The organism is Rhodoferax bucti, from assembly GCF_005876985.1.
Taxonomy (GTDB): Bacteria; Pseudomonadota; Gammaproteobacteria; order Burkholderiales; family Burkholderiaceae_C; genus Allorhodoferax; species Allorhodoferax bucti.
In genome coordinates, this window is the sequence record NZ_VAHD01000001.1 from 922,524 (window position 1) to 946,595 (window position 24,072).

A 24,072-nucleotide genomic window follows, 5' to 3' on the forward strand; every position below is an offset into this window, starting at 1 on the left:
CATTCCTTTCTTCTGCCGGAGCACTCCATGAGCCAAGCCGCCTTCAATTGGCAAGACCCTTTTTTGCTGGACAGCCAACTCTCTGATGACGAGCGCATGGTGCGCGATGCCGCCGCTGCCTACTGCCAGGACAAGCTGCTCCCCCGCGTGACCCAGGCCTTCCGGGACGGCAGCACCGACCCCGCCATCTTCCGGGAAATGGGGGAGTTGGGTCTCTTGGGCCCCACGATTCCCGAGCAATACGGCGGCCCCGGCCTGAACTACGTGGCCTACGGCCTGATCGCCCGCGAGGTGGAGCGGGTTGATAGTGGCTACCGCAGCATGATGAGCGTGCAGTCCTCGTTGGTGATGGTGCCTATCTTCGAGTTCGGCACCGAGGCCCAGCGCCAGAAGTACCTGCCCAAGCTGGCCACCGGCGAATGGATAGGTTGCTTTGGCCTGACCGAGCCCGACCACGGCTCCGACCCCGGCTCCATGGCCACCCGCGCCCACAAGGTGCCCGGCGGCTACAAGCTCACTGGCTCCAAGATGTGGATCAGCAACAGCCCGATGGCCGATGTGTTTGTGGTGTGGGCGAAAGAAGTCACCGAGTCAGGTGCAGTCGGCCCCATCCGCGGCTTTGTGCTGGAAAAAGGCATGGCCGGCCTGTCCGCCCCCGCTATCCACGGCAAGGTGGGCCTGCGCGCCAGCATCACCGGCGAAATCGTCATGGACGGCGTGTTCTGCCCCGAAGAGAATGCCTTCCCCGAGGTGCGCGGCCTCAAAGGCCCCTTCACCTGCCTCAACAGCGCGCGCTATGGCATTGCCTGGGGTGCACTGGGTGCGGCCGAAGACTGCTGGACGCGCTCCCGCCAATACGTGTTGGACCGCAAACAATTCGGCCGCCCTTTGGCCGCCAACCAGCTGATCCAGAAGAAGCTGGCCGATATGCAAACCGAAATCGCTCTCGGCCTGCAGGGCTGCCTGCGCCTGGGCCGCATGAAGGACGAGGGCACGGCCTCGGTGGAAATCACCTCCATCCTCAAGCGCAACAGCTGTGGCAAGGCCTTGGACATTGCCCGTATGGCGCGCGACATGATGGGCGGCAACGGCATTAGCGACGAGTTTGGCGTGGCCCGCCACCTGGTGAACCTGGAGGTGGTCAACACCTACGAGGGCACGCACGACATCCACGCGCTGATCCTGGGCCGGGCCATCACCGGCATTGCAGCGTTTGCGAACTGAATAGCGCCGGGCATGGCGGGTGCGGCAGGGGAGGCATGGCATACACTCGCCCGCCATGACCACCACCCTTGACACTTCGCCCTCCGGAACAGAGGCCGTCACCCTGCTGGACGTGGCCCGGGTTGCCGGGGTGTCGCCCAGCACGGTGTCTCGCATCCTGAACGGCACTGCCCGCGTGGCCCCGGCCAAGCGCGAGGCGGTGGAGGCGGCGATTGCGCAGCTCCAGTTCCGGCCTAACATCTTCGCCCGCAGTTTGAAGACCGGCATCACCATGACGGTGGGGGTGCTCACCCAGTCGATTGAGAGCCAGTTTTACTCGCGCGCGCTCAAGGGCATTGAGGTGGGGCTGGAGGCCAGCGGCCATTCGCCCATCATCGTCAGCGGCCACTGGAGCGCAGAAACGGACTTGGCCAGCCTCCAACTGCTGACCTCGCGGCGGGTGGATGGCCTCATCATCCTCACCAGCAACATCAGCGATGCCGATGTGCAGCAACTGGCGCGCCAGCAACCGGTGGTGATCACCGAGCGGGCCCTGGAGGGGCCCAAGCTGCGCTCACTCCATGTGGACCAGAAATTCGGCGGCTACCTGGCCACCCAGCATTTGCTGGCGCTGGGTCACACCCGCATCGCCCATATTGCCGGTGTGGAGAACCGTGCCGACGCGCAAGACCGCTACCTCGGCTATTTGCAGGCCCATGCCGAAGCCGGCGTGACCCCGGACCCGCGCCTGCTGGTGCGGGGCAATTTCACCGACCAAGGCGGTCACCTGGCGGCACTGCGCCTGATCGACAGCGGTGTGCCTTTTAGCGCGGTTTTTTGCGCGAATGACGACACGGCGCAAGGTGCGCGCCTGGCGTTGTACCAGCGCGGCTTGCGCGTGCCGGACGACGTATCGCTGGTGGGTTTTGACGACATGCCCACTTCCAGCTTCATGACCCCGCCGCTCACCAGCGTGCGCCAGCCGGTGTACGAGGTCGGCCTGTATGCCGCACGCATGCTGCTCGACATGATGGGCTACCCCGCAGATGCGGTGCAGTTGCCCCCGCTGGAGCTTATGGTGCGCGAGACCACCCGAAAATGGCAGGCTTGATGCAGGCCTGAATCAGTAGGTCCCCAACGGCAGACGTAAAAAAGGCCCGAGGGCCTTTTTTGTTTAACGCTTGCGCTGGCTGGCGATGAACGCCCGGTAGCGCAGGGCACTGTCTTTCAGGGTGCGCGCTTGGGTGGCGTAGTCCACATGCACCAGGCCGAAGCGTTTGTCGTAGCCGCAGGCCCACTCGAAGTTGTCCATCAGGCTCCAGTAAAAGAAGCCGCGCACATCCACACCCGCCGCCATGGCCTCGTGCAGCGCTTGCAAGTGGGTCTGCATGTAGGCCTGGCGGCCGGGGTCATTCACACGGCCATCGACCACCTTGTCGGCCTCGGCGTAGCCGTTTTCCGTGATGTAAATGGGGGGCAGGGTGTAGTCGCGGTGAATGCCTTGCAGCAGGTCTGAGAGGCCTTGCGCGTAGTTTTCCCAGCCCATGTCGGACACGCCGTCCTGGTTGGGCGCGGGCACCGGTGGTGTGCTGGTGCTGGCCCAGATGCGGGTGTAGTAGTTGATACCCAGAAAGTCCAGGGGCTGGGCAATGATGTCGAAATCTCCGGCCTCGATGTTGTCGGGCTGCGCCAGCTCCGGGCCTTGGGGGTAGGCCTTCTTGAAGATCGGGTCCATGTACCAGCGCACAAACCGGTCGTACTCGCGCTGGGCACGGGCCTGGTCGGCGGGGCTGTCGGTGGCGGCGGTGGTAGGCGACTGGTTGAGCACAATGCCCAGCGGCGCTTTCACGCCGGCCGCGCGCATGGACTGCAGCGCCAGCCCGTGCGAGAGCAGCAGGTGGTGTGACACGCGCAGCATGGCCGGCACGTCTTTCTTGCCCGGGGCGAACACGCCTAGGTCGTAGCCCAGGGTGGCGGTGCACCAGGGTTCGTTGTGGGTGGCAATGCTGGCCACGCGGTCGCCCAGCAGGCGGCCCATGCGCTCGGCGTAGTCGGCAAAACGGTAGGCGGTGTCGCGGGCTTCCCAGCCTTGCTGCAAATCTTGCAGGCCCTGCGGCAGGTCCCAGTGGTAAAGGGTGGCGTAGGGGGCAATGTCGCGCTTCAACAGGCCGTCGACCAGGCGTTCGTAAAAATCCAGCCCCTCGGTGTTCCAGGCGCCATAGCCCAGCGGTTGCACGCGGGACCAGGCGATCGAGAAGCGGTAGCTGTCTACGCCCAGGCTCTGGATCATGTCGAGGTCGGATTCCAGGCGGTTGTAGTGGTCGCAGGCCACATCGCCGGTGTCACCGTTCACCACCTTGCCGGGGGTTTTGGAGAACGTGTCCCAAATGGACGGACCGCGGCCCCCTTGGGCGGCAGCGCCTTCGATCTGGTACGAGCTGGTGGCCACGCCCCAGCGGAAATCGGCGGGGAAGCGGAGGGATTCAGGGGCCACGGGGGAAGTCTCGGGAAGGGTCACGTTGCGTCCTTGCGTTATTCTCATTTGAAATCGTTTTCAAGTGCGAATTTTACGGGTGAAATCGCCCATGTCAATCCGGCCCTGCGCGCTACCATGGGCCTCCCCCATTCTGGCTGCCGGCATGACCACCTCTTCCACCGCCGCCCCGCAAGGCGCACTCTCTCATCTCAAGGTTCTGGACCTTTCCCGCGTGTTGGCCGGGCCCTGGTGCACCCAGATGCTGGCCGACCTCGGGGCCGATGTCATCAAGGTGGAGCGCCCCCAGGCCGGTGACGACACCCGCCACTGGGGCCCGCCCTTCGTGCCGGATGCCGAGGGGCGGCCCACGTCAGAGGCCACCTACTTCACCGCCTGCAATCGCAACAAACGCTCCATCACCATCGACATGGCCCAGCCCGAAGGCCAGGCGCTGATCCGCCAGATGGCCCTGCAGAGCGATGTGCTGGTTGAGAACTTCAAGGTCGGTGGGCTGGCCCACTACGGGCTGGACTACGCCAGCCTGAAGGCCCTGAACCCGCGCCTGATTTACTGCTCCATCACCGGTTTCGGCCAGACCGGGCCTTACGCCGAGCGCGCGGGCTACGACCTGATGATCCAGGCCATGAGCGGCATGATGAGCATCACCGGCCGCCCGGACGGCGAGCCCGGTGGCGGCCCGCAGCGCGCGGGTGTGGCGATTACCGATGTGTTCACCGGCGTGTACGCCACCAGTGCCATCCTCGCGGCGGTGGAAATGCGCCACAGTACCGGCGAGGGCCAGCATATCGACATGGCCTTGCTGGACGTGGGCATGGCCATTCTTGCCAACCAGGGCGCCGGCTACCTCAACACCGGGGTGGAGCCCGTGCGCACTGGCAATGCGCACCCCAGCCTAGTGCCGTACCAGGACTTTCCCACGCTGGACGGCGCGATGTTGCTGGCAGTGGGCAACGACGGGCAGTTCGCCCGCTTCTGCCAGGCGGCGGAGCATCCCGAGTGGGCACAAGACGCCCGCTTTGCCACCAACACGCGGCGGGTCGAAAACCGCGCCGTGCTGGTCCCGCTGATGCAAGCCGTGACCCGCACCCGCAGCACGGAGGCCTGGATTGCCCTGCTGGAAGACAAAGCCGTGCCCTGCGGCCCCATCAACACGCTGGCGCGGGCCTTTGCCGACCCGCAGGTGCAGGCCCGGGGTTTGGTGCTCCATCAGCCTCTAGCGCACGTGGAATCTGCGCAAGCAGCTCCTGAAATCATAGCGCATGGCGGGGCGCAGAGCATTCGCAGCGTGGCCAGCCCGATGCGCTTGTCAGCTGCGCCCACCCAGTTGCGCTACCCGCCACCGGCCTTGGGCGAGCACACCGGCGACGTCCTGGCGGAGTTGGGGCTTGATGCACATCAAATACAAGACTTGCAAGCCCGTGGCATTGTGTAGACTGGCCCGGACAGTGCGGCTGCGCTGCCCGCTGAACTACAACTTGTCGTGGAGACGCTATGAACTACCGTCGTGGGGTACTGACCCAATCGTTGCTGGCCTTGGCGGGCCTGATGTCCTGGGGGGCTGTCCAGGCCCAGGAGGGGCCGGTGTACCGCTTCTCCCCGGTCAACCAGTATGGGCTGGAGCTCACCGCCAAGTACTGGAACCCCATCATTGAATACATCACCGCCAAAAGCGGGGTGAAGCTGCAGCTCAAAATCGGGCGCACCTCGGCTGACACCACGGCGTTTGTGCTGGCCAACGAGGTGGAGTTTGTGTTTTCCAACCACCTGTTCAGCCCCGACCGCGATCAGCTCGGCTGGAAGGTGTTTGGCCGCCGCGAGACGCCGCCCATCCACAGCCAAATCGTGGTGCTGGCCGATTCGCCCTACCAAAAGCTGGAGCAACTGGCCAACCAGCCGGTGGCCTTTCCCGGCCCCGAGGCGCTGGTGGCCTACAAGTTCAGCTATGCGCAGTTGATCAACCGCAACGTGCCGGTGGAGGTGGTGTTCGGCGGCAATATGGACGGCGCTTTTGCCCAGCTCGCCAGTGGCAAGGCCAAGGCGGTGGGGGCCAACTCCCAGCTCACCGAAGGCTGGGCCAAGCGCGAGGGCAAAAAGCTGCGGGTGCTGTGGCAGTCCGAGCCGCTGTATGACCTGGCGCTGATGGCCTCGCGCAACGTGCCGGAAAAAGATCTCAGGGCCGTGAGCAAGGCGTTTGCCGACATGGGCAAAGACGTGCAAGGGGTGAAGATCCTGGCCGCCTCCGGCAACCTGGTAGGCCTGTTGCCCACGGCCCGCTTTGTGCCGTCTAATGGCAGCGAATACAGCAGTTACCGCAACTTTTACAAGACGGCTCCTCCCAACCTGCGCTAAGGGCCTTCCACCTGCCCACGGACACCTGCCACGCCACCATGCCTGCACGCTTTCTGGACCGCCTCATCCCGGCGACGCTGACGAACCGCATTTTTGCGATCTACTCCGCGACGCTGCTCACCTTTGTGGCGGCAGGGCTGACAGCCTTTATCAGCTACGAGTTCCGCAAGCAGATCGAGGAGACCCAGTCTTCCTCGGTGATGTTGATGGAGGTGGTCGCCCAGTCGGTGCAGGACAGCGTGGTGATCGGCGACTACGACACCGTCAAGCGCATCCTCGAAAAAGGCGTGCAGGGCTCGGTGTTCTCTACCGCCATGTTCAAAGACACCAGCGGCGCCAGCGTGGTGGCCAAAAGCCAGGGGGCGGCAGATCACACCACGCCCGCCTTCATCACCACCTGGGTGGAACAGCGCCTGGACGATGTGAACCGCCCGGTGTCGGTGGGGGGCAAAGACTATGGCTTGCTGCGCCTGCAGTACGACGCGGGCGAGGTCGCTGCCGATTTGTGGTCCATCACCGTGCTGGTGTCCGGCGTGGGCTTGGCCAGCCTCATCCTGGGCCTGCTGCTGATCCGCTGGGCGCTCAACCACTGGCTGGGCGGTCTGGAGCGCCTGCGCGAGGTGGTGCAGACCCTGGGCGCCGGCAACGGCCAGACAGAGACGCTGGTGATTGACGGCGCGCCGGCCGAAATCCAGAGCCTGGTCACCATGTTCAACCAGACCGCTGTGCTGGTGCACGAGCGCGAAAGCGGCCGTGCAGCGCTGGAGCAGGCCAAGCTCGCCGCCGACAAGGCCCGCGTGACCGCTGAACAGGCCAGCCTGGCCAAGAGCCAGTTTCTGGCCAACATGAGCCACGAGCTGCGCACCCCCATGAATGCGATTCTGGGCATGCTGCAGTTGCTGGATGGCACCGAACTCAACGACAAGCAGCGCGGCTACACCCACAACACGGCCAGCGCGGCCCGCTCGCTCCTGAGCCTGCTCAACGACATTCTGGATTTCTCCAAGGTCGAAGCCGGCAAGATGACGCTGGACCCCCGCCCCTTCCGCACCGACCAGCTGCTGCGCGACCTGTCCGTCATCCTCTCGGCCAACGTGGGCAGCAAAACCATCGAGGTGCTGTTTGATGTGGACCCTGCCGTGCCCCACGCAGTGGTGGGCGACGACATGCGCCTGCAGCAGGTGCTGATCAACCTGGGCGGCAACGCCGTCAAGTTCACCGAGAAAGGCGAGGTGGTGATCCGGCTGCGCCTGAAAGCGACCAACGGTGACCGCGCATTTGTGGAGTTTGCGGTGTCGGATACCGGCATCGGCATTGCGCCCGAAAACCAGGCGCACATCTTCAGCGGCTTTTCGCAGGCGGAGGCTTCCACCACCCGGCGCTTTGGTGGCACCGGGCTGGGGCTGGCGATTTGCCAGCGCCTGGTCGGGCTGATGGGCGGCACCCTGCAGCTGCACAGCACCCCCGGCGAAGGCAGCAACTTTTTCTTCACCATTCCGCTGCAGCTGGCGCCGCCGGTTGAACTGGTCAGCCCCCGCCACCCCTTGCTGGCGCAGCGTGCGCTGGTGGTGGACGACAACCTCGTTGCCCGCACCCTGTTGGCGACCATGGCCCGCTCCCTGGGCTGGGAGGTGGATGTGGCCGACAGCGGCCCCGAGGCCCTGCGCCAGGTGCAGGCCCGGCGCGAGGCCGGAGCGCCGTACCAGGTGATCTTCATGGACTGGCGCATGCCCGAGTGGGACGGCTGGGAAACCACCCGCCGCATCCGGGAAGCCACGCAAGTCAATGGCCCGCTCATCCTGATGGTGAGTGCCAATGGCCGCGCCATGATGGCCGAGCGCACCGCCGATGAGCAGGCGCTGCTCAATGGCTTTCTCGTCAAGCCCGTCACGGCGTCCATGTTGCTGGACGCGGTGATGGATGCCCAGGCCGCCAGCGCCACGGCCGCCACAGGCGCCAACCCGGCGGCCCCGCAAACCCTGGCCAAGCCGCAGCGCCTGCAAGGCATGAAGCTGCTGGTGGTGGAGGACAACAAAATCAACCAGCTGGTGGCCAAAGGCCTGCTTAAACAAGAGGGTGCCGACATCACCCTGGCAGACAACGGCCGCATCGCCGTGGACTTGCTCACCGCCCAGCCGGAAGCCTTTGATGCGGTGCTGATGGATGTGCAAATGCCGGTGATGGATGGTTATGAGGCCACCCGCACTCTGCGCGCTTTGCCCGGCTTTGCTGAGCTGCCGGTGATCGCCATGACGGCGAACGCCATGGCCTCAGACCGCGAAGCCTGTTTGGCCGCCGGCATGAACGACCACGTGGGCAAGCCCTTTGAGATCGACCATTTGGTGGCCACCCTGCGGCATTTCACAGGGCGGCCGGCGCTTTAAGCGGGTTTGCCGAGTTCTTCCCAGCGCTCCAGCTCGGCCATCAACGCTTCGTCGGTCTCGGCGTTGTAAACATAGGGTATGTGGGCTAAACGGACTATTGTTGCCGTCGGTCGCAAGCAAGAAAATTGCGCTATCCGAAATTTTCCGATAGGGATGAAGATGAAAAAATTGATGGCTACTTTGGCGTTATCTAGCTTGACTTCAATTGCTAGTGCCGCTCCGGTAACGTTTGAAAGCGGGCTAGTCAGCGGACAAGTGTTCACTGCCTTTGGTGGTTTGAATTGGAGCGGCTTTGCTGCGCTGAACACAGCAAGCTTGCCATCTTCCGGCTTGAAGTTGGCGGCAACTTCCGGTAGCTTTGTTGCCTTTAACAAAGGCGCTGGTGTGGCCACCATTTCGAGCGCAACTCCTTTTTCATTGGTTGGGGCAGATCTCACCGCAGGATGGCGTGATGGCCTGTCTGTCACCGTAGTTGGCAAGCTGGGCGGGAGCACCGTCAGCTCGACGACTTACACCTTGAGTGCAACATCCCCGACCCACATCGCTTTCGGATTGGGCAATGTGGACTCGGTGAGCTTCACTTCTTTCGGTGGAACACCTCACCTGGGTTACAACGGAACTCAAGCCACTTTCGCTTTGGACACACTCACAATTGCCGCTGCAGTTCCTGAGCCGGAAACTTACGCCATGCTGTTGGCGGGGCTAGGGCTGATGGGAGCTGTTGCCCGTCGTCGCAACAAGCGCGCTTGAGTTTCAAAGAATCCGGAGAAATCACATGTTTAAAAAAATTGCACTCGCTGCTGCATTGACAGTAGCTTTTACAGCCCAAGCCGCAACCACCATTGAAACTTTTTCTGCTTGGAACGGGAATAATTTTGTCTGGGAATGGGGGAATCCGGATACCGCTACTTACGGTCAAACTTTCACCACTGGTGCTACTGACACGGTTTTGAAGTCTTTCACCTTTGCAATGACCGACTTGGATCAGGATTTCAAAGCCTACGTCGGGGCATGGGATGGCAGCAAAGCCAGTAGCATTCTGTGGACTAGCCCCGTGCTGAATTTTAGCTACGGCTATGACGGTTTTGAAAAAATCGCAGTTAGCACCCCAAGCCTGCAACTCTCTGCCAACACACAGTACGTTGCATTTTTTAGTACCTCTGGTCTGCAAACGGCATCAAGGGGCACCAACAAATGGGGACTTGTAAATTCAAATGAATATGCAGGTGGGGAGTTCGTTTATTTCAACAATGAAAACGATCCCTCCAAGCTGACGAGTGCAAACTGGGATGGCCTCAATTGGGGTGGTGACTTGGCATTTCGAATGGAGTTGACAACCCCTGTGCCAGAACCAGAAACCTATGCCATGTTGCTGGCGGGTCTGGGCTTGATGGGGGCAGTGGCCCGCCGCCGTCGCAAACAGGCGTAATTCCCGGTGCTGTAAAGCACGGAAGCACAAAAAAAGGGCTTGCAGTAGCAAGCCCTTTTCCATTTGTAGAGTGCTGGCAACTTCAGTTGCCAAGAGCTGCAGGCTTAGGCCGGCTTGCCTAGTTCTTCCCAGCGCTCCAGCGCCGCCAACAACGCTTCGTCAATCTCTGCATTGCGCGCGCTCAAGGCGAGTGCGCGGGCGTTGTCTTTGGCGAACAGGCTGCCGTCGGCCAGCGCAGCGGCAATGTCTTTTTGCTCGGCTTCCAGGGCCGCGATGGCGGCAGGCAGACCATCGAGCTCGCGCTGCTCCTTGAAGCTCAGCTTGCGGGCCTTGGCTGGTGCCGGGGCTGCAGGCGCAGTGGCGCTGACCTTGGCTACAGCCTGCTCCTGTTTTTGTAGCTGCTCGCGCTCGTAGTTAAAGGGCTTGGCCTGAGTTTTGCCTTGGGCGGCGGCAATGTCGTTAGCGCGCTTGGTCTGGATCAGCCAGTCGCTCACACCGCCTTCGTACTCGCGCCACTTGGCATCGCCCTCAAATGCGATGGTACTGGTGACGACGTTGTCCAGAAAGGTCCGGTCGTGGCTGACAAGGAACACGGTGCCGTCGTAGCTTTGCAGCAGATCTTCCAGCAGCTCCAGGGTGTCGATGTCCAGGTCGTTGGTGGGTTCGTCCAGCACCAGCACGTTGGCCGGGCGGGCAAATAGGCGGGCCAGCAGCAAGCGGTTGCGCTCGCCACCCGACAAGGACCGCACTGGTGAGGTGGCGCGGGCCGGTGAGAACAAAAAGTCGCCCAGGTAGCTCTTGACGTGCTTGCGCTGGTTACCGATCTCGATCCACTCCGAGCCGGGGCTGATGAAGTCTTCCAGCGTCGCGTCCAGATCCAGCGCGTTGCGCATCTGGTCGAAGTAGGCCACCGTGACGTTGGCACCCAGGCGCACCGTGCCCCAAGGGCTGTGGCCGGGTTCGGGCTTGGGCGCATTGGCCGGTGCCGGGTCGGGTTGGTGTTCGCCCAAAATCAGCTTGAGCAAGGTGGTCTTGCCCGCGCCGTTCGGGCCGAGCAGGCCGATCTTGTCGCCGCGCAGAATGGTGGCGGTGAAGTCTTTGACGATCATGCGGTCGCCGAAGGTCTTGCTCACATGCACCATCTCGGACACCAGCTTGCCGCTCTTGTCGCCGCTGTTGACGTCCATGTTCACGCTGCCCATCACCTCGCGGCGGGCTTCGCGGTTGGCGCGCAGCTCTTGCAGGCGGTTGATGCGGGCGGTGGCACGGGTGCGGCGCGCCTCCACGCCCTTGCGGATCCACACCTCCTCTTGAGCCAGCAGCTTGTCGGCCTTGGCGTTGATGACCGCCTCTTGCGCTAGCTGCTCTTCCTTTTGGGTCAGGTAGGCGGCGAAGTTGCCGGGGTAACTCATCAGCTTGCCGCGGTCCAGCTCCACGATGCGGGTGGCCACGTTGTCCAGGAAAGAGCGGTCGTGGGTGATGGTGATGATGGAGCCCTTGAACTCCTTGAGCAGGCCTTCCAGCCATTCAATCGAGTCCAAGTCCAGGTGGTTGGTGGGTTCGTCGAGCAGCAGCACATCGGGTTGGGCGACCAGCGCCTGGGCCAGGGCCACGCGCTTTTTGGTACCGCCGGAGAGCGCGCTCACGATGGCCTCGGGGTTCAGGTGCAGGCGCTGCAGGGTCTCGTTGACACGTTGTTCCCAGTTCCAGCCGTCCAGCGTTTCGATTTCGCTTTGCATGGCGTCCAGATCGCCTTCACCTGCGCAATATTGCTCAATTAAGCCGATAACGCGCTCCAAACCTGCGCGAACAGCTATAAAAACCGTAGCGTCAGCGTCGAGCTGCGGCTCTTGCGCCACATAGGAAATGCGGGTGCCGGTTTGGACTTGCAGGGTGCCGTCGTCGGGCCGCTCCATGCCGCCCAGGATTTTGAGCATGGACGATTTGCCGGCGCCGTTGCGGCCGATCAGGCCCACGCGCTCTTGGGTTTCGAGGGAAAAATCAGCGTGGTCGAGGAGTGGAACGTGTCCAAAAGCCAGCTGGGCGTCAAGAAGAGTAATAAGTGCCATGTGCCGCGATTATCCCCGCAGCGCTTTCAAGCCCTTATTTTCAGACCACCCGGTTGCGCCCCCGCTGCTTGGCGAGGTAGAGCGCCTTGTCGGCGTCGGTGTAGAGGCTGTCGAAGTCCCGCTTGGCGGCGGCCGGGGCGCTGGCTACCCCGAAACTGGCGGTCACGGGGATGTGGATGCCCTCCCACACCACGCGGGTGGCTTCCAACCGCTGGCGCAGCTTTTCGGCGATTTTGCGGCCGGCCTCTTCGGAGGTGTGGGGTAGCAGCACAATGAATTCTTCGCCGCCCAAGCGCCCCACCAGGTCGGTGCTGCGCACGGTTTGTGCCGCCAGGGTGGCGACCTGGCGCAGCACTGCATCGCCGGCGGGGTGGCCCCAGGTGTCGTTGACGCGTTTGAAATGGTCCAGATCCAGCAGCAGGATGGTGGTGGCACTGCCCTGGCGCTGGGCGCGCAGGAGCTCGCTACGGCTGAGCTCCACAAATGTGTTGCGGTTGAAGAGGCCGGTCAAGCCATCCTGCCGCGTCAGGCGCTCCAGCTCACGCTGCTTGTCCTGCAAGTCGCTGTGGGCTTTCTCCAGTTGCCGGCGTTGCATCGCAATCGTCACGTGTTTGCGCCACAGCAGCGCAGACAGCGCCCAGCCCATGATGCAGGCGGTGATGCCGTTCATGCGGTTGGAGAGCAACACTTCGGGGTCGGCCTGCGTCCAGCCCAAGGCTACGTAATAGCCCAGATACGCTGCCACATACAGGCATGTGGCCGGTAGCGGCCGGAGGTAGAGCGCCAGGCTGACGCCCAGGCTGGCCATCAAAAACGGGGTGATGCTGGGGGTGATCCACTGGTCCACACACACGATAGCGATGGCAAAACCCAGAATCGTGGCGGCCGACACGAGCTCTAGCCAACGCCCGGACAGGCTGCGCTGCTGGTGGCGCAGGCGGTAGGCGCCCCAGGTGCACAACAGCAAGGCCAGGCCCATGCCGGTGTGGATGAGAAACAGGCCCAGCTTCCAGCGGGTGTGCGGGTCACCCGGCGCGGCTTGCAGCGTCAGTACCAGAAACACCAGGGCGTGCAAGGCGTTGATGCCGACCACCACCGGCCCCAGCCAGCGCATGCGGCGCAGGTTGGCGGCGGACGCTTCGTCTGCCACTTGGGTGTGCTCGATGCGCCACCGTTGCAGCAACAGACGCAGGTCGTGGAGGTAGGGGCTGTTCATAAGGAGCGATGACTTTAGCAGAGCGGAATTGCTACCATGGGCCTGTTGCCACTATGGGTTTACCGAGGAGTTTCATGAGCAGCCCCATCATTCCCCGCGCCCATGATCTGGGTGGTGGTTTCACCGTGCGCCGCGTGCTGCCCTCGGTGCAGCGCCAGGCCATCGGCCCGTTTGTGTTTTTTGACCATTTCGGCCCGGTGTCCGCCCGGCCCGGCGACAACCACGATGTGCGTCCGCACCCCCATATCGGGCTGGCCACGGTGACCTATCTGTTCGAGGGCGCCATGATGCACCGCGACTCCACGGGCGTGGTGCAGCGCATTGAGCCCGGCGCCATCAACTGGATGACGGCAGGGCGGGGCATCGTCCACTCCGAGCGCACACCGGAGGACTTGCGCGATGTCGAGCGCCGCAGCCATGGTTTCCAGCTGTGGTCGGCCCTGCCTGCCGAGCATGAGGAGGATGCCCCGGCTTTCGCCCATACCCCTGCCAGCGCCATTCCGGTGGTCGCACTGCCCAGCGCCACGGTGCGGGTGCTGGTGGGCAGTGCGTTCGGCGCGACGTCGCCCGTGGCGACCCTGTCGCCCACCCTGTACCTGGCGATAGAGCTGGAGGCCGGTGCGTCGCTGGCAGTGCCTGCGGCCGCGGTGGAGCGGGGTATTTACAGTGTGGACGCGGACGTGTCAGTAGAAGGCGCATCGCTGCCCGCTGGGCAGATGCTGGTGCTGGACGAAGGGGCTGAGCCCGTGGTCCGTGCTACAGAGGCCACGCGTTTGATGGTGCTGGGTGGGGCGCCGCTGGGGCACCGCTTTATGGTGTGGAACTTTGTGTCTAGCCGCAAGGAACGCATTCTCCAGGCCCAGGACGAATGGGAGGCACAGCGCTTCCCCACTGTGCCGGGCGAGACCGAGTTCATCCCATTGCCGGCGCGGCGTCCCTGACTTTCGCACTGTCTTCGGCAGCCTGGCGCATGGCGTGCGCCGCAATGTCCAGGGAGCGCAGGCGCAAGGCGGGGTCGTAGATGTCGCAGACCAGCATCAGCTCGTCGGCAAGGGTGGCGTCTGCCATTGCCAGCAGGCCTTGCTGCACGGTGTCCGGCCCGCCGATAACAGCTTCACCCAGAAAGTCTTGGATGGCGGCCCGTGCATCGGGTGGGCACTGTTGCAGGAACTGCGGCTTGGGCGGGGGCAGGGCCCCGCGTTGCCCGGTCAGGATGCCCAGCACCCGCTGGTAAATGCTGCTGGCGAGTAGCTCGGCCTCTTCGTCCGTTTCCGCCGCGACCAGCGGCACTCCCACCATCACATGTGGTTTGGCCAGTGAGGCTGACGGTTTGAACAGGCTGCGGTACATCGCAATCGCCTGGTGCAGATAGCGTGGTGCGAAGTGGGATGCGAACGCATAAGGCAGCCCCAAGTGGCCGGCCAGTTGGGCCGAATACAGGCTGGAGCCCAGCAGCCAGATGGGCACTTGCGTGCCCGCGCCAGGCATGGCGACCAACCTTTGCCCCGGTTGCAGGGGCGCCAGAAGCGCTTGCAGCTCGGCCACGTCGCGCGGGAAATCGTCTTCGTGTTCGACCTTGTTGCGGCGCAGGGCGCGCATGGTGGCCTGGTCGGTGCCGGGGGCGCGGCCCAGGCCGAGGTCGATGCGGCCCGGGTACAACTCGGCCAAGGTGCCAAACGCTTCGGCCACGACCAGCGGCGCATGGTTGGGCAGCATGATGCCGCCTGACCCGACCCGGATGCGCTCGGTGCCGCCTGCAATATGGCCCACCAGTACAGCGGTGGCAGAACTGGCGATGCCCGGCATGTTGTGGTGCTCTGCCAGCCAGTAGCGCTCGAAACCCAGCGCCTCCACATGCTGCGCAGTGCGCAAAGCGATTTGCAAGGCCTGCCCCACCGTGCCGCCTTCGCGGACGGCAACCAGATCAAGCATGGAAAGGCGGGGGAGGTGGTGTGAGGACATGGTGAGATTGTCGCGAATGCGGCAAAACCATGCGGCGGGTAGTCCGATGGGGCTATTGTTGCGGTGCAGTAATTCAGTGAGACTACGCGTCAGTTATACATATAGGGGGTAACTCGTGATCCTAAATTTCCTTAAAAAAGCTGCTGCAACTGTAATGTTGATGGCATCCGCTGCCGTGTCCCATGCTGCGATCGTCAACATCGGACCGTTGAATTCGAGCTACGCCAATACGGTCGACTTCGTAGGCTCATTCGAAGATACCTATACCTTTACCTTGCCAAGCAGTTTTTCTGGCATCACTGGCTCCTACATCGGTGTTGATTACGTCGGAACTGGTCTAGCGACAAGCGTCATCTTTGGATTGGGTTCTTACAGTACGCCCACACAATCGCTGCCTCTGAATGGCGTGGTAGACGGCTTCGGTGTTGCCTCTTATTCGACAACGTTTGCCTTGGCCCCCGGCGCAAGCTACTGGTTTAAGTTGAGTGGCACCGGCGATATCGGCAGTTACACAGTCACTCTGGCGCCCGTGCCAGAGCCTGAAAGCTATGCTTTGTTATTGGCCGGTTTAGGCTTGATGGGTGTGATCGCTCGTCGTCGCCAATCTAAATAATCGGGAGTAGTCATGAAAAAATTTCTTCAATCGATCGGTATTGCAGCTATTGCAGCGACGGCGATGACTGCCCAGGCAGCAACAACTACTGCAACCTTTAGTGAAGCGAGTAGTGGTGCCTTTACCGAGTCGTTTTTGGTGACTCCCGATGCGGCAAATACCCTGGTGGTGCGGCTCAGCGGTATGGGGAGCCAGTTCTCTGCCTTGTCTTTCTCTTTGTGGGATGGCTCAGCATCGATCGCTAGCGTTTCAGCTTCTAAATTGAACGGAAATTACCTCGCGTTTTTTAGCGACTTGAATAGCACAACCGTCTCTTTGGTGGGCGGTAAGGCTTACACCCTTAAGGTGACTGGTGTTAGCACACCTGCCCCTAACTCACTGGGTACAGTCTCCGCTTTTAACGGTTCCGTGACACCCGTTCCAGAACCAGAGTCCTACGCCATGTTTTTGGCTGGTTTGGGCTTGATGGGTGCGATTGCTCGCCGCCGCTTCTCCAAGCGCGCTGCATAATTCGAATCTAACTTTCTTCAAAAAGGGCCTGCGTTTTCGCAGGCCCTTTTTGTTTGTGTAAGCGACAAGGGGCCCTTAGTCCATTTGGGCTATTGGTGCAATGCAGCATAGGGTTAATACTTAATTTGTCACACATTCACCAAGGGGGGTTTATGAAACTCAAGTCGTTGATGCTTATTGCCGTTACTGCTGCGCCTGCTTGGGCTGTGCAGGTATCCGGTGCTGATTTGTTGACTTCCGTGGCAACCACTGACGGCAACTCCTTGGCCATGTTGGCCGTGGGGTTGGGCCTGATGGCCACCATCGCTCGCCGTCGCTTCAAGTAAAGCGCCACACGGCTCCTTGAGGAGCCTTCTAACGAAAAAGGGCTTGTCTGATGACAAGCCCTTTTTCGTTAGTGCAGCAGCTGAAAACACCGGGTGGCAGTCGACGCTGCCACCGGTTTCAGTCTCAGCGGCTGCTGGGGAAGCTGAACACTGCCCCCTCACGCACACCGGCACTGGGCCAGCGCTGGGTGATGGTCTTGCGCTTGGTGTAGAAGCGCACCGCGTCGGGTCCGTAGGCGTGCAGGTCGCCGAACAGGCTGCGCTTCCAGCCGCCGAACGAGTGGTAGGCCACAGGCACGGGCAGCGGCACGTTCACACCCACCATGCCAACCAGGATGTTGTCGGTGAAGTAGCGTGCGGCTTCGCCGTCGCGGGTGAAGATGCAGGTGCCGTTGCCGTACTCGTGGGCATCGATCATGTCCATGGCCTCTTGCAAGGTTTTGACGCGCACCACGCCCAGCACGGGGCCAAAGATTTCTTCCTGGTAGATCACCATGCCGGGTTTGACGTTGTCAAACAGGCAGGGGCCGAGGTAGTAGCCGTCTTCATGGCCTGCTACCTTCAGGCTGCGTCCGTCCACCACCAGCGTGGCGCCTTCTTTCACGCCCTGGTCCACATAGCCTTTCACCTTCTCAAAGTGCGGCTTTGTAACCAGCGGGCCCATGTCCATGCCGAGAGCGGTGCCGGGGCCCACTTTCATCTTGGCGATCTCGGCCTTCAGGCCTTCAATCACCGCGTCGGCGGTCGCGTCACCCACCGCCACCACCAGCGGGATGGCCATGCAGCGCTCGCCGCAAGAACCATAGGCCGCGCCCATGAGCGCGCTCACGGCGTTGGCTACATCGGCGTCGGGCATGACCACCGCGTGGTTTTTTGCGCCGCCCAGGGCCTGCACGCGCTTGCCGTGCTTGCAGCCTTCAGCGTAGATGTATTCAGCAATCGGGGTGGAGCCCACAAAGCTCACGGCCTTCACGCGCGGGTCGCGCAAGAGCGTGTCCACGGTTTCTTTGTCGCCGTTGACCACGTTAAGCACGCCGGGTGGCAGGCCGGCTTCCAGTGCCAGTTCGGCCACGCGCAGGGTGGAGCTGGGGTCGCGCTCAGACGGTTTCAGCACAAAGGTGTTGCCGCAGGCGACCGCCATAGGCCACATCCACAAAGGCACCATCGCCGGGAAATTGAAGGGGGTGATGCCGGCGGTCACGCCCAGCGCCTGGAACTCGGACCAGCTGTCGATAGCTGGGCCCACGTTTTTGCTGTGCTCGCCTTTGAGCAGCTCGGGCGCGTAGGAAGCGTATTCCACATTCTCGATGCCGCGCTGCAGTTCGCCCAAGGCGTCACTCAGCACCTTGCCGTGTTCGGCGGTGATGAGGGCGCAGAGTTCTTCGGCGTGCTTTTCCAGCAAGACTTTCAGGTTGCTCATCACGCGGGCGCGCTTGAGCGGGGGGGTGTTGCGCCAGGCAGGGAAGGCGGCTTGCGCGTTGGCAATGGCTTCTTCTACCGTGGCTTTGGGGGCCAGCAGCACGCGTTTTTCTGCTTGGCCGGTGGCGGGGTTGAAGACGTCCTGGGCGCGTTCGCCGGTGGTGATGATCTTGCCGCCGATGAGGTGGCCGACTGTTAGGAGTTGGGACATAGAGGGGTTTACTAGTCAAAAGGGCTGCTAGCGCACGAGGAATGTGCGCTAGTAGCTATAAAAAGAATAGCGAGTGGATGGTTCGCTTTAGGCAGTTTCGTTGATGGCCTCGCCCAAGGCGTTGACCAGGCTGTCGATTTCTGCCTCGGTGGTGATGAAGGGCGGCGCCAGCGCAATGCAGTCACCGGCGTAGCGCACGTAAAAGCCCTTGTCCAGGCAGCGCATGGCCACCTCGTAAGGGCGCTTGGCGGGCTCGCCGGGCACGGCGGCCAGGGTGAAGCCGGCGGACAGGCCCAGGTTGCGGATGTCGGTGATGTGCTTGGCGCCGCGCAGGCTGTGCACGGCTTTTTCAAAGTAGGGAGCCAAAGCGTTCACCCGCTCAATCATGTTTTCCTTGACCAACAGGTCCAGCGCCGCAATGCCGGCCGCGCAGGCCACGGGGTGGGCGGAGTAGGTGTAGCCGTGGGGGAATTCCAGCATGTAGTCCGGGCCGCCCTGCGCCATGAAGGTGTCGTAAATCTCTTTCTTGGCCACCGTCACGCCCAGGGGCTGCGCGCCGTTGGTGATTTGCTTGGCAGCGTTCAGGATGTCCGGCACCACGCCAAAGTAACCTGCGCCGGTGTAGGCGCCCAGGCGGCCGAAGCCGGTGATCACTTCATCAAAAATCAGCAGGATGTTGTTCTGGGTGCAGATCTCGCGCAGGCGCTGCAGGTAGCCTACCGGCGGCACCACGATGCCGGCCGAGCCGGACATGGGCTCCACGATCACGGCCGCAATGTTGGAAGCGTCGTGCAGCGCGATCAGACGCAGCAGTTCGTCAGCCATGTCACCGCCTTTTTCGGGCAGGCCCTTGCTGAAGGCGTTGGACGCCAGCTGCGTATGAGCCAGGTGGTCGGCCTCAATGCCCTGGCCAAAGGTCTTGCGGTTGGCGGGCAGGCCGCCCACCGAAATGCCGCCAAAGTTCACGCCGTGGTAACCCTTCTCGCGGCCAATCAGGCGGGTCTTGCTGCCCATGCCCTTGGCACGCCAGTAGGCGCGGGCCATCTTGAGCGCGGTGTCGGCCGACTCAGAGCCGGAGCCGGTGTAGAACACATAGTCCAGGCCTTCGGGCGTCAGTTCCACAATCTTGTTGGCCAACTCAAACGACAGCGGGTGGCCGAACTGGAAGGCGGGCGAGTAGTCCATGGTCGCCATCTGCTTGCTCACCGCCTCGGTGATTTCGCGGCGGCCGTGGCCCAAGCCTGCGCACCACAGGCCCGATAGGCCGTCGAAAATCTTTTTGCCGTTGGAGTCGGTGAAGTAGGCGCCTTGGGCGCTCACCATCATGCGCGGATTGGCTTTGAAATCGCGGTTGCCGGTAAAGGCCATCCAGTGCGACTCCATCCACTCACGGGACATGGGGAATTTGGATGCGCTGGTAATGGCTTCACCAATGGCGGGGCTGCTGGTGTCGTTGAGCTTCATGAGAGGACTCCGTTTCAGAGGGACATGCCACAGGGGCGATGGTGCATTGTGGTGGCTCCTGTTACTCTTATGAATTAACAAATAGCACTATTTACTTGGCAGTTTATGAAAGTAACCTTCGCCCCTACGCTCCCCTATTGCATGCGGGTCGCGGCCCCCCGAGGGGGCGCCTTTGGTAAAACCCCAAAGCCTCATCTTGGGGCGGCCCTGCGATGAAAGCTTCCCCCACAAAAGCCAAAGCCGTCCTCGGCCAGATCAGCGATATGGATTTGCGCTTGCTGCGCGTCTTCAAGGCGGTGGTGGATTGCGGGGGCATGGCTGCCGCCGAGCTGGAACTCAACATCGGCACGTCCACGGTGAGCCGCCACATTAAAGACTTGGAAACCCGCCTGGGCCTCACCCTGTGCCGGCGTGGCCGGGCCGGCTTTGCGCTCACCGCCGAGGGTGAAAAGATCTACGCCCAGACCACCCAGCTACTGGCCGCCACCGATGCCTTTCGCAGCAGCGTGGACGAAATCCATCAGCGTATGGGGGGGCAGCTGCAGGTGGCCGTGTTCGACAAAACCGCCAGCAACCCTGCCAGCCACATTGCCGAAGCCATCGCTCACTTCCACGCTGAGGCTCCGGATGTGGGGTTGAACCTGCACGTCGCTACGCTCACGGCGATTGAGCGCGGGGTGCTGGACGGGCAGTTCCATGTGGGCATCATCCCCGGCCACCGTGCGTCGGACGTGCTGGACTACACCCCGCTGTTTGACGAGCACATGCTGCTCTACTGCGGCACCCGTCACGCGCTGTGGAACGCCGACCAGAGCGCCCTGAGCTGGGACACCTTGCCCCAACACGAGTTTGCGGGGCTGGGCTACCACTCCCCCAATATGGAGCTGAGCCAGCGCATGCGCCTGCCACGCCGTGCCACGGGGTTTGATCAGGAGTCGATCGCGACGCTGATCCTCTCAGGCCAGTTCTTGGGGTTTTTGCCCGATCACTATGCCGAGAGCTTTGTGCGCCGGGGCTTGATGCAAGCCGTGCGGCCTGATTTGCTGAGCTACGCTTGCCAGTTCTTCGCCATCACGCGCAAGTCACCGCAAGCCAGCCGTGCGACAAGGGCGTTCCAGCAGTGCCTGGAAAAAGTGCATGCGAACTGAAGAGTCGTAGCCGGTATTGGCGCAGGATTTCCCTAAACCTATGCCAGAGCTGGCGGGGTAGGCGTTCTGCGCAGGTCAAGGAGGAGGCCGCAAAGCGGCCGGGGGACACGGAGCAGAACGCCTACTCCGCTAGCTCCCACCAGACACAGTGTTGAGCCGTGCCCAAAAAGACGCAAGGTTAGGCCTGCGCTCCGTAAAACTTGAAGTTCATCTCCGGCTTCTTGCCGTGGATCAGCTCGGCAATCGCCTTGCCTGAACCCGCACCATGCGTCCAACCCAGCGTGCCGTGGCCGGCGTTGACCCACAGGCCGCGCACCGGGCTTTGGCCGATGTACGGGATGTTGGTCGGGGTGGCGGGGCGCAGGCCGGTCCAGTAATTGGGCTGGCCGCCTTGCGCTTCGGTGCGGGTGTCGCACACGCCGGGCAGCACTTCTTCAATCCGGCGGGACAGCATATGGCATCGGGCTTGGGCGACCGAGGAGTCCAGCGTGAGGTCAAAACCGCCCACCTCGATGGTGCCGGCCACCCGCAGCTGGTCGCCCAGGCGGCTGATGGCCACTTTCTTGGCGTCGTCGATGGTGGAGACAAACGGTGCCAGCTCGGGCTTGAGGATTTTGAAGGTGGCGCTGTAGCCCTTGCCGGGGTAGATAGGCAGGTTCACACCCACAGTGCGCATCAGCGGCGCGGTGTAAGAGCCGGCGGCCACGACCACGTGGTCGGCCTTGATGAGGCGGATGGAACCGGGCACATTCCGGCCCTTGGCGCCCGCAGACAGTGCGCGCACTGCTACCGAATGTATAGCGTCTCCCGCCGTCTCCAGACGCTCCACGCTGTGCTCGTACAAAAACTCGGCGCCGCGCGCCACGCAGCGCTGGGCCAGTTCCTGGGTGAAGACCAGGCAATCGCCCGACTCATCGCTGGGGGTGATGGTGCCGCCCACAATCTGGTGCGCGAACTGCTTATAGGCCGGTTCGATCTTGAAGAACTCTTCCTTGCTGATGACCTGGCGGTTCACCCCGTACTTGCGCATCAGCGCAGCGGCTTCGCCGGCAGTGTCAAACGACTTTTGGTCGCAGTAGTAGTGGGCAATGCCGCGCTCCAGCCGGTTGTACTCGATGCCCGTAGACGCCACCACCTCTTTGAGGGCGGCGTGGCTGTAGGCACCCAGGGCCACGAGCTGCTGCACATTGCGCTCAAAGGCGGCATCGTTGCAGTTCGCCAAAAACTGCAGCCCCCAGCTGTACTGGTGCAGGCCGGGGCCGAAGGGGTTTTGGGGGCGGAACAGCAGGGGCGCTTCCTTGCTGAGCATCCATTTCAGGGCTTTGAGCGGGGCGTCCTTGTTGGCCCAGGGCTCGCAGTAGCTCACCGAGATTTGCGCGCCATTGGCAAAACTGGTTTCCAGTGCGGCACCGGCTTGCCGCTCCACCACCGTGACTTCGTGGCCGAGCTCCAGCAAATGCCATGCTGTGCATACGCCGATGGTGCCTGCGCCGAGAACAATAATTTTCATCCGCGCAGTGTCAGGGAAGCCGAAGACTTGTAAAAGTAAAATTAACTGGTTTGCGAAAACATTAGTTGGATTAATAAAGAAAACCATGCGCACTTTTGACTCAGACGCCCTCGAATGCCTGGCCGCCATCGTCGAAGAGGGGGGCTTCGAGCGCGCAGCCGTGCGCCTCTCCATCACCCAATCCGCCGTCTCGCAGCGGCTGAGGGCGCTGGAGGCGCAGGTGGGCACGGTGCTGCTGGTGCGCAGCCGCCCGGTCAAGGCCACGTCGGCCGGGCGCTTGCTGATCAAGCACGCCATGCAGATGCGCCTGTTGCGCGCCGACCTGGAAACCGACCTCAAAGACCTGGCCCCCAGCACCGGTGCGGTGCGGGAGGACGAGCGCATCTCGATTGCCATCAACGCCGACAGCATTGCCACCTGGGCCCTGCCCGCGCTGGACCCGCTGGTGCACGATGGCCTGCCGCTGGAAGTGATCACTGATGATCAGGATTTCACCCACGAGTGGCTGCGCGAAGGCCAGGTGCTCGGCTGCGTGACCACCTTGAAGCAGGCGCTGCGGGGCTGCAAAGTGCAGTCGCTGGGCGCCATGCAGTATGTGGTGGTGGCCAGTGCCGACTATGCGGCGGCCCACTGCCCGCAGGGGCTGACGCCGCACAACTTCCGCAGCATTCCGTTTGTGGCCTTCAACCGCAAGGACGACCTGCCCACCGAGTTCGTGAGCCGCGCACTCAATCTGCGCCGGGTGTCTTTGAGCCAACGCTTCGTGCCCAGCTCTGAGGGGCAGGTGCGCGCGGTGCTGGCTGGCTGGGGGGCGAGCATCGTGCCCGAGTTGCTGGTGCAGGGCTTGCTGGAGAGCGGCCAACTCGTTAACCTGGCGCCCGATATCCGTCTGCCGGTCAACCTGTATTGGCACTGCTGGAACCTGGATTCTGAGGTGATAGACCGCCTCACCCAAGCCTTGTCTGGCGCGGCCATCCGGCTGCTGGGCGCGAAAACCAAGTAGTCACAAAGTAGCCGAAGCGCCTATTTTTTGACAGCGGGGCATAAAATACCCGCATGACCGAACCTACTGCCGCCCGCGAGCTGCCTGCTGCCCCTGCCAAAGTCTCTTTCAAAAAGCAGATGTTGCAGGCCCGCGAGGACGCCATCATCCGCGCCGTGAACCTGCTGCTGGCCGAAAAAGGCTTCGAGGCGATGACGGTGGATGAGGTGGCCGCGAGTGTGGGCATTGCCAAGGCCAGCTTGTACAAGCACTTTCCCAGCAAGGAAGACCTGGCCGCCGCCGCCATGGCCTACCTGATGGGGCAGGCCCAGGCCTTTCTCGATACCTTGCCGGAGGACATGTCGCCCCTGCAGCGCCTGCGTGCGGTGGTGCGCTGGACCATGGCCCTGAAACTGGCCGGCGAGATGCCCTCGCTGCCCAGCCAGAACAGCACCTTGCGCGCCACGCTGATGGGCCACAAGGGCTATATGGATGGCCTGATGGATGTGAGCGACCGCTTGGGCGCCTGGATCGAAGCGGCCCAGGCCCAGGGGCTGATCAACCCCGAGCTGCCGGCTATTGCCGTGCTCTACACCCTGTACGCCCGCGCCTGCGACCCGGTGCTGGAGTTCTTACGCATGGGCGGCCAGCACACCGATGCGCAAATCATCGACCTGGTGATGTCCACCTGCTTTGATGGCTTAAACACCCGCTAGCGCTTGCAGAATATGCGCAAGCAGCTATCTATTTGATAGCAAATTGCTGGCGCACGCCATCGGG

21 protein-coding genes are annotated in these 24,072 nt (G+C 62.6%); 14 read left to right on the top strand and 7 right to left on the bottom strand.

Annotation, left to right across the window (positions count from 1 at the left end; all coding sequences use genetic code 11):
- The first annotated feature begins 27 nt into the window (after nt 1–27).
- Complete coding sequence (locus tag FDM28_RS04420; RefSeq protein WP_138513410.1) at nt 28–1,224, top strand: acyl-CoA dehydrogenase; 1,197 nt, start codon at nt 28–30, stop codon at nt 1,222–1,224.
- Between the two features lie 55 nt (nt 1,225–1,279).
- Nucleotides 1,280–2,314, top strand: coding sequence for a LacI family DNA-binding transcriptional regulator (locus tag FDM28_RS04425; RefSeq protein ID WP_138513412.1), 1,035 nt, complete (start codon nt 1,280–1,282; stop codon nt 2,312–2,314).
- Between the two features lie 63 nt (nt 2,315–2,377).
- Here the strand turns inward: FDM28_RS04425 and FDM28_RS04430 are convergent, their stop codons facing one another.
- On the bottom strand, nt 2,378–3,697 hold the full coding sequence (locus FDM28_RS04430) for a GH1 family beta-glucosidase (protein ID WP_240791886.1): 1,320 nt from the start codon (nt 3,695–3,697) through the stop codon (nt 2,378–2,380).
- A 145-nt stretch (nt 3,698–3,842) separates the two neighbouring features.
- Between FDM28_RS04430 and FDM28_RS04435 the strand changes: the two genes are divergently transcribed.
- The 5 genes from FDM28_RS04435 (at nt 3,843) to FDM28_RS17840 (ending at nt 9,862) form a co-directional block, all read left to right on the top strand.
- On the top strand, nt 3,843–5,132 hold the full coding sequence (locus tag FDM28_RS04435) for a CaiB/BaiF CoA transferase family protein (RefSeq protein ID WP_138513416.1): 1,290 nt from the start codon (nt 3,843–3,845) through the stop codon (nt 5,130–5,132).
- 59 nt (nt 5,133–5,191) lie between these two features.
- Nucleotides 5,192–6,049, top strand: coding sequence for a phosphate/phosphite/phosphonate ABC transporter substrate-binding protein (locus tag FDM28_RS04440; RefSeq protein WP_138513418.1), 858 nt, complete (start codon nt 5,192–5,194; stop codon nt 6,047–6,049).
- A 38-nt stretch (nt 6,050–6,087) separates the two neighbouring features.
- Nucleotides 6,088–8,433: a response regulator gene (locus tag FDM28_RS04445; RefSeq protein ID WP_138513420.1), complete on the top strand. Its 2,346-nt coding sequence runs from the start codon at nt 6,088–6,090 to the stop codon at nt 8,431–8,433.
- 159 nt (nt 8,434–8,592) lie between these two features.
- Nucleotides 8,593–9,183, top strand: coding sequence for a PEP-CTERM sorting domain-containing protein (locus FDM28_RS18070; protein WP_276611852.1), 591 nt, complete (start codon nt 8,593–8,595; stop codon nt 9,181–9,183).
- A gap of 25 nt (nt 9,184–9,208) precedes the next feature.
- Entirely contained in the window at nt 9,209–9,862 is a 654-nt protein-coding gene (locus FDM28_RS17840) for a PEP-CTERM sorting domain-containing protein (protein ID WP_138513422.1), read from the top strand.
- Nucleotides 9,863–9,966: 104 nt separating this feature from the next.
- Here the strand turns inward: FDM28_RS17840 and FDM28_RS04460 are convergent, their stop codons facing one another.
- Both FDM28_RS04460 and FDM28_RS04465 read right to left on the bottom strand, forming a co-directional pair.
- Nucleotides 9,967–11,931, bottom strand: a complete 1,965-nt coding sequence (locus FDM28_RS04460) for an ATP-binding cassette domain-containing protein (RefSeq protein WP_138513424.1) — start codon at nt 11,929–11,931, stop codon at nt 9,967–9,969.
- Nucleotides 11,932–11,971: 40 nt separating this feature from the next.
- Nucleotides 11,972–13,147, bottom strand: a complete 1,176-nt coding sequence (locus FDM28_RS04465) for a GGDEF domain-containing protein (RefSeq protein ID WP_138513426.1) — start codon at nt 13,145–13,147, stop codon at nt 11,972–11,974.
- Nucleotides 13,148–13,221: 74 nt separating this feature from the next.
- On the opposite strand from FDM28_RS04465, the gene FDM28_RS04470 reads away from it, so the two are divergent.
- Nucleotides 13,222–14,088, top strand: coding sequence for a pirin family protein (locus FDM28_RS04470; protein WP_138513428.1), 867 nt, complete (start codon nt 13,222–13,224; stop codon nt 14,086–14,088).
- Here the strand turns inward: FDM28_RS04470 and FDM28_RS04475 are convergent.
- Complete coding sequence (locus FDM28_RS04475; RefSeq protein WP_138513430.1) at nt 14,060–15,109, bottom strand: LLM class flavin-dependent oxidoreductase; 1,050 nt, start codon at nt 15,107–15,109, stop codon at nt 14,060–14,062. The genes FDM28_RS04470 and FDM28_RS04475 overlap by 29 nt on opposite strands.
- 115 nt (nt 15,110–15,224) lie before the next feature.
- Between FDM28_RS04475 and FDM28_RS04480 the strand changes: the two genes are divergently transcribed.
- From FDM28_RS04480 to FDM28_RS17585, 3 genes are all read left to right on the top strand, one after another.
- Nucleotides 15,225–15,722: an FxDxF family PEP-CTERM protein gene (locus FDM28_RS04480; RefSeq protein ID WP_240791887.1), complete on the top strand. Its 498-nt coding sequence runs from the start codon at nt 15,225–15,227 to the stop codon at nt 15,720–15,722.
- A gap of 63 nt (nt 15,723–15,785) precedes the next feature.
- On the top strand, nt 15,786–16,232 hold the full coding sequence (locus tag FDM28_RS04485) for an FxDxF family PEP-CTERM protein (RefSeq protein WP_420853006.1): 447 nt from the start codon (nt 15,786–15,788) through the stop codon (nt 16,230–16,232).
- Between the two features lie 152 nt (nt 16,233–16,384).
- Nucleotides 16,385–16,558, top strand: a complete 174-nt coding sequence (locus tag FDM28_RS17585) for a hypothetical protein (protein WP_170211585.1) — start codon at nt 16,385–16,387, stop codon at nt 16,556–16,558.
- Between the two features lie 124 nt (nt 16,559–16,682).
- Here FDM28_RS17585 and FDM28_RS04490 read toward each other — a convergent pair whose 3' ends face one another.
- Both FDM28_RS04490 and aptA read right to left on the bottom strand, forming a co-directional pair.
- A complete protein-coding gene (locus FDM28_RS04490) occupies nt 16,683–18,188 on the bottom strand; it encodes a CoA-acylating methylmalonate-semialdehyde dehydrogenase (RefSeq protein WP_138513434.1) in 1,506 nt (501 codons plus the stop codon).
- A gap of 87 nt (nt 18,189–18,275) precedes the next feature.
- Nucleotides 18,276–19,652, bottom strand: coding sequence for an omega-aminotransferase AptA (gene aptA, locus FDM28_RS04495; RefSeq protein WP_420853003.1), 1,377 nt, complete (start codon nt 19,650–19,652; stop codon nt 18,276–18,278).
- A 212-nt stretch (nt 19,653–19,864) separates the two neighbouring features.
- On the opposite strand from aptA, the gene FDM28_RS04500 reads away from it, so the two are divergent.
- Entirely contained in the window at nt 19,865–20,800 is a 936-nt protein-coding gene (locus FDM28_RS04500) for a LysR family transcriptional regulator (RefSeq protein WP_138513437.1), read from the top strand.
- A gap of 178 nt (nt 20,801–20,978) precedes the next feature.
- Here FDM28_RS04500 and FDM28_RS04505 read toward each other — a convergent pair whose 3' ends face one another.
- Nucleotides 20,979–22,310: a D-amino acid dehydrogenase gene (locus FDM28_RS04505; RefSeq protein ID WP_138513438.1), complete on the bottom strand. Its 1,332-nt coding sequence runs from the start codon at nt 22,308–22,310 to the stop codon at nt 20,979–20,981.
- A gap of 85 nt (nt 22,311–22,395) precedes the next feature.
- On the opposite strand from FDM28_RS04505, the gene FDM28_RS04510 reads away from it, so the two are divergent.
- Both FDM28_RS04510 and FDM28_RS04515 read left to right on the top strand, forming a co-directional pair.
- On the top strand, nt 22,396–23,313 hold the full coding sequence (locus FDM28_RS04510) for a LysR family transcriptional regulator ArgP (protein WP_138513440.1): 918 nt from the start codon (nt 22,396–22,398) through the stop codon (nt 23,311–23,313).
- Between the two features lie 53 nt (nt 23,314–23,366).
- On the top strand, nt 23,367–24,008 hold the full coding sequence (locus FDM28_RS04515) for a TetR/AcrR family transcriptional regulator (protein ID WP_138513442.1): 642 nt from the start codon (nt 23,367–23,369) through the stop codon (nt 24,006–24,008).
- The last annotated feature ends 64 nt before the right edge of the window (nt 24,009–24,072 follow it).

Excerpts from the sequence above, each read along its gene's own strand:
- FDM28_RS04420 (WP_138513410.1), top strand. The coding sequence starts at position 28 with ATGAGCCAAGCCGCCTTCAATTGGCAAGACCCTTTTTTGCTGGACAGC.
- FDM28_RS04425 (WP_138513412.1), top strand. The coding sequence starts at position 1,280 with ATGACCACCACCCTTGACACTTCGCCCTCCGGAACAGAGGCCGTCACC.
- FDM28_RS04435 (WP_138513416.1), top strand. The coding sequence starts at position 3,843 with ATGACCACCTCTTCCACCGCCGCCCCGCAAGGCGCACTCTCTCATCTC.
- FDM28_RS04440 (WP_138513418.1), top strand. The coding sequence starts at position 5,192 with ATGAACTACCGTCGTGGGGTACTGACCCAATCGTTGCTGGCCTTGGCG.
- FDM28_RS04445 (WP_138513420.1), top strand. The coding sequence starts at position 6,088 with ATGCCTGCACGCTTTCTGGACCGCCTCATCCCGGCGACGCTGACGAAC.
- FDM28_RS18070 (WP_276611852.1), top strand. The coding sequence starts at position 8,593 with ATGAAAAAATTGATGGCTACTTTGGCGTTATCTAGCTTGACTTCAATT.
- FDM28_RS17840 (WP_138513422.1), top strand. The coding sequence starts at position 9,209 with ATGTTTAAAAAAATTGCACTCGCTGCTGCATTGACAGTAGCTTTTACA.
- FDM28_RS04460 (WP_138513424.1), bottom strand. The coding sequence starts at position 11,931 with ATGGCACTTATTACTCTTCTTGACGCCCAGCTGGCTTTTGGACACGTT.
- FDM28_RS04465 (WP_138513426.1), bottom strand. The coding sequence starts at position 13,147 with ATGAACAGCCCCTACCTCCACGACCTGCGTCTGTTGCTGCAACGGTGG.
- FDM28_RS04470 (WP_138513428.1), top strand. The coding sequence starts at position 13,222 with ATGAGCAGCCCCATCATTCCCCGCGCCCATGATCTGGGTGGTGGTTTC.
- FDM28_RS04475 (WP_138513430.1), bottom strand. The coding sequence starts at position 15,109 with ATGTCCTCACACCACCTCCCCCGCCTTTCCATGCTTGATCTGGTTGCC.
- FDM28_RS04485 (WP_420853006.1), top strand. The coding sequence starts at position 15,786 with ATGACTGCCCAGGCAGCAACAACTACTGCAACCTTTAGTGAAGCGAGT.
- FDM28_RS17585 (WP_170211585.1), top strand. The coding sequence starts at position 16,385 with ATGAAACTCAAGTCGTTGATGCTTATTGCCGTTACTGCTGCGCCTGCT.
- FDM28_RS04490 (WP_138513434.1), bottom strand. The coding sequence starts at position 18,188 with ATGTCCCAACTCCTAACAGTCGGCCACCTCATCGGCGGCAAGATCATC.
- aptA (WP_420853003.1), bottom strand. The coding sequence starts at position 19,652 with ATGAAGCTCAACGACACCAGCAGCCCCGCCATTGGTGAAGCCATTACC.
- FDM28_RS04500 (WP_138513437.1), top strand. The coding sequence starts at position 19,865 with ATGAAAGCTTCCCCCACAAAAGCCAAAGCCGTCCTCGGCCAGATCAGC.
- FDM28_RS04505 (WP_138513438.1), bottom strand. The coding sequence starts at position 22,310 with ATGAAAATTATTGTTCTCGGCGCAGGCACCATCGGCGTATGCACAGCA.
- FDM28_RS04510 (WP_138513440.1), top strand. The coding sequence starts at position 22,396 with ATGCGCACTTTTGACTCAGACGCCCTCGAATGCCTGGCCGCCATCGTC.
- FDM28_RS04515 (WP_138513442.1), top strand. The coding sequence starts at position 23,367 with ATGACCGAACCTACTGCCGCCCGCGAGCTGCCTGCTGCCCCTGCCAAA.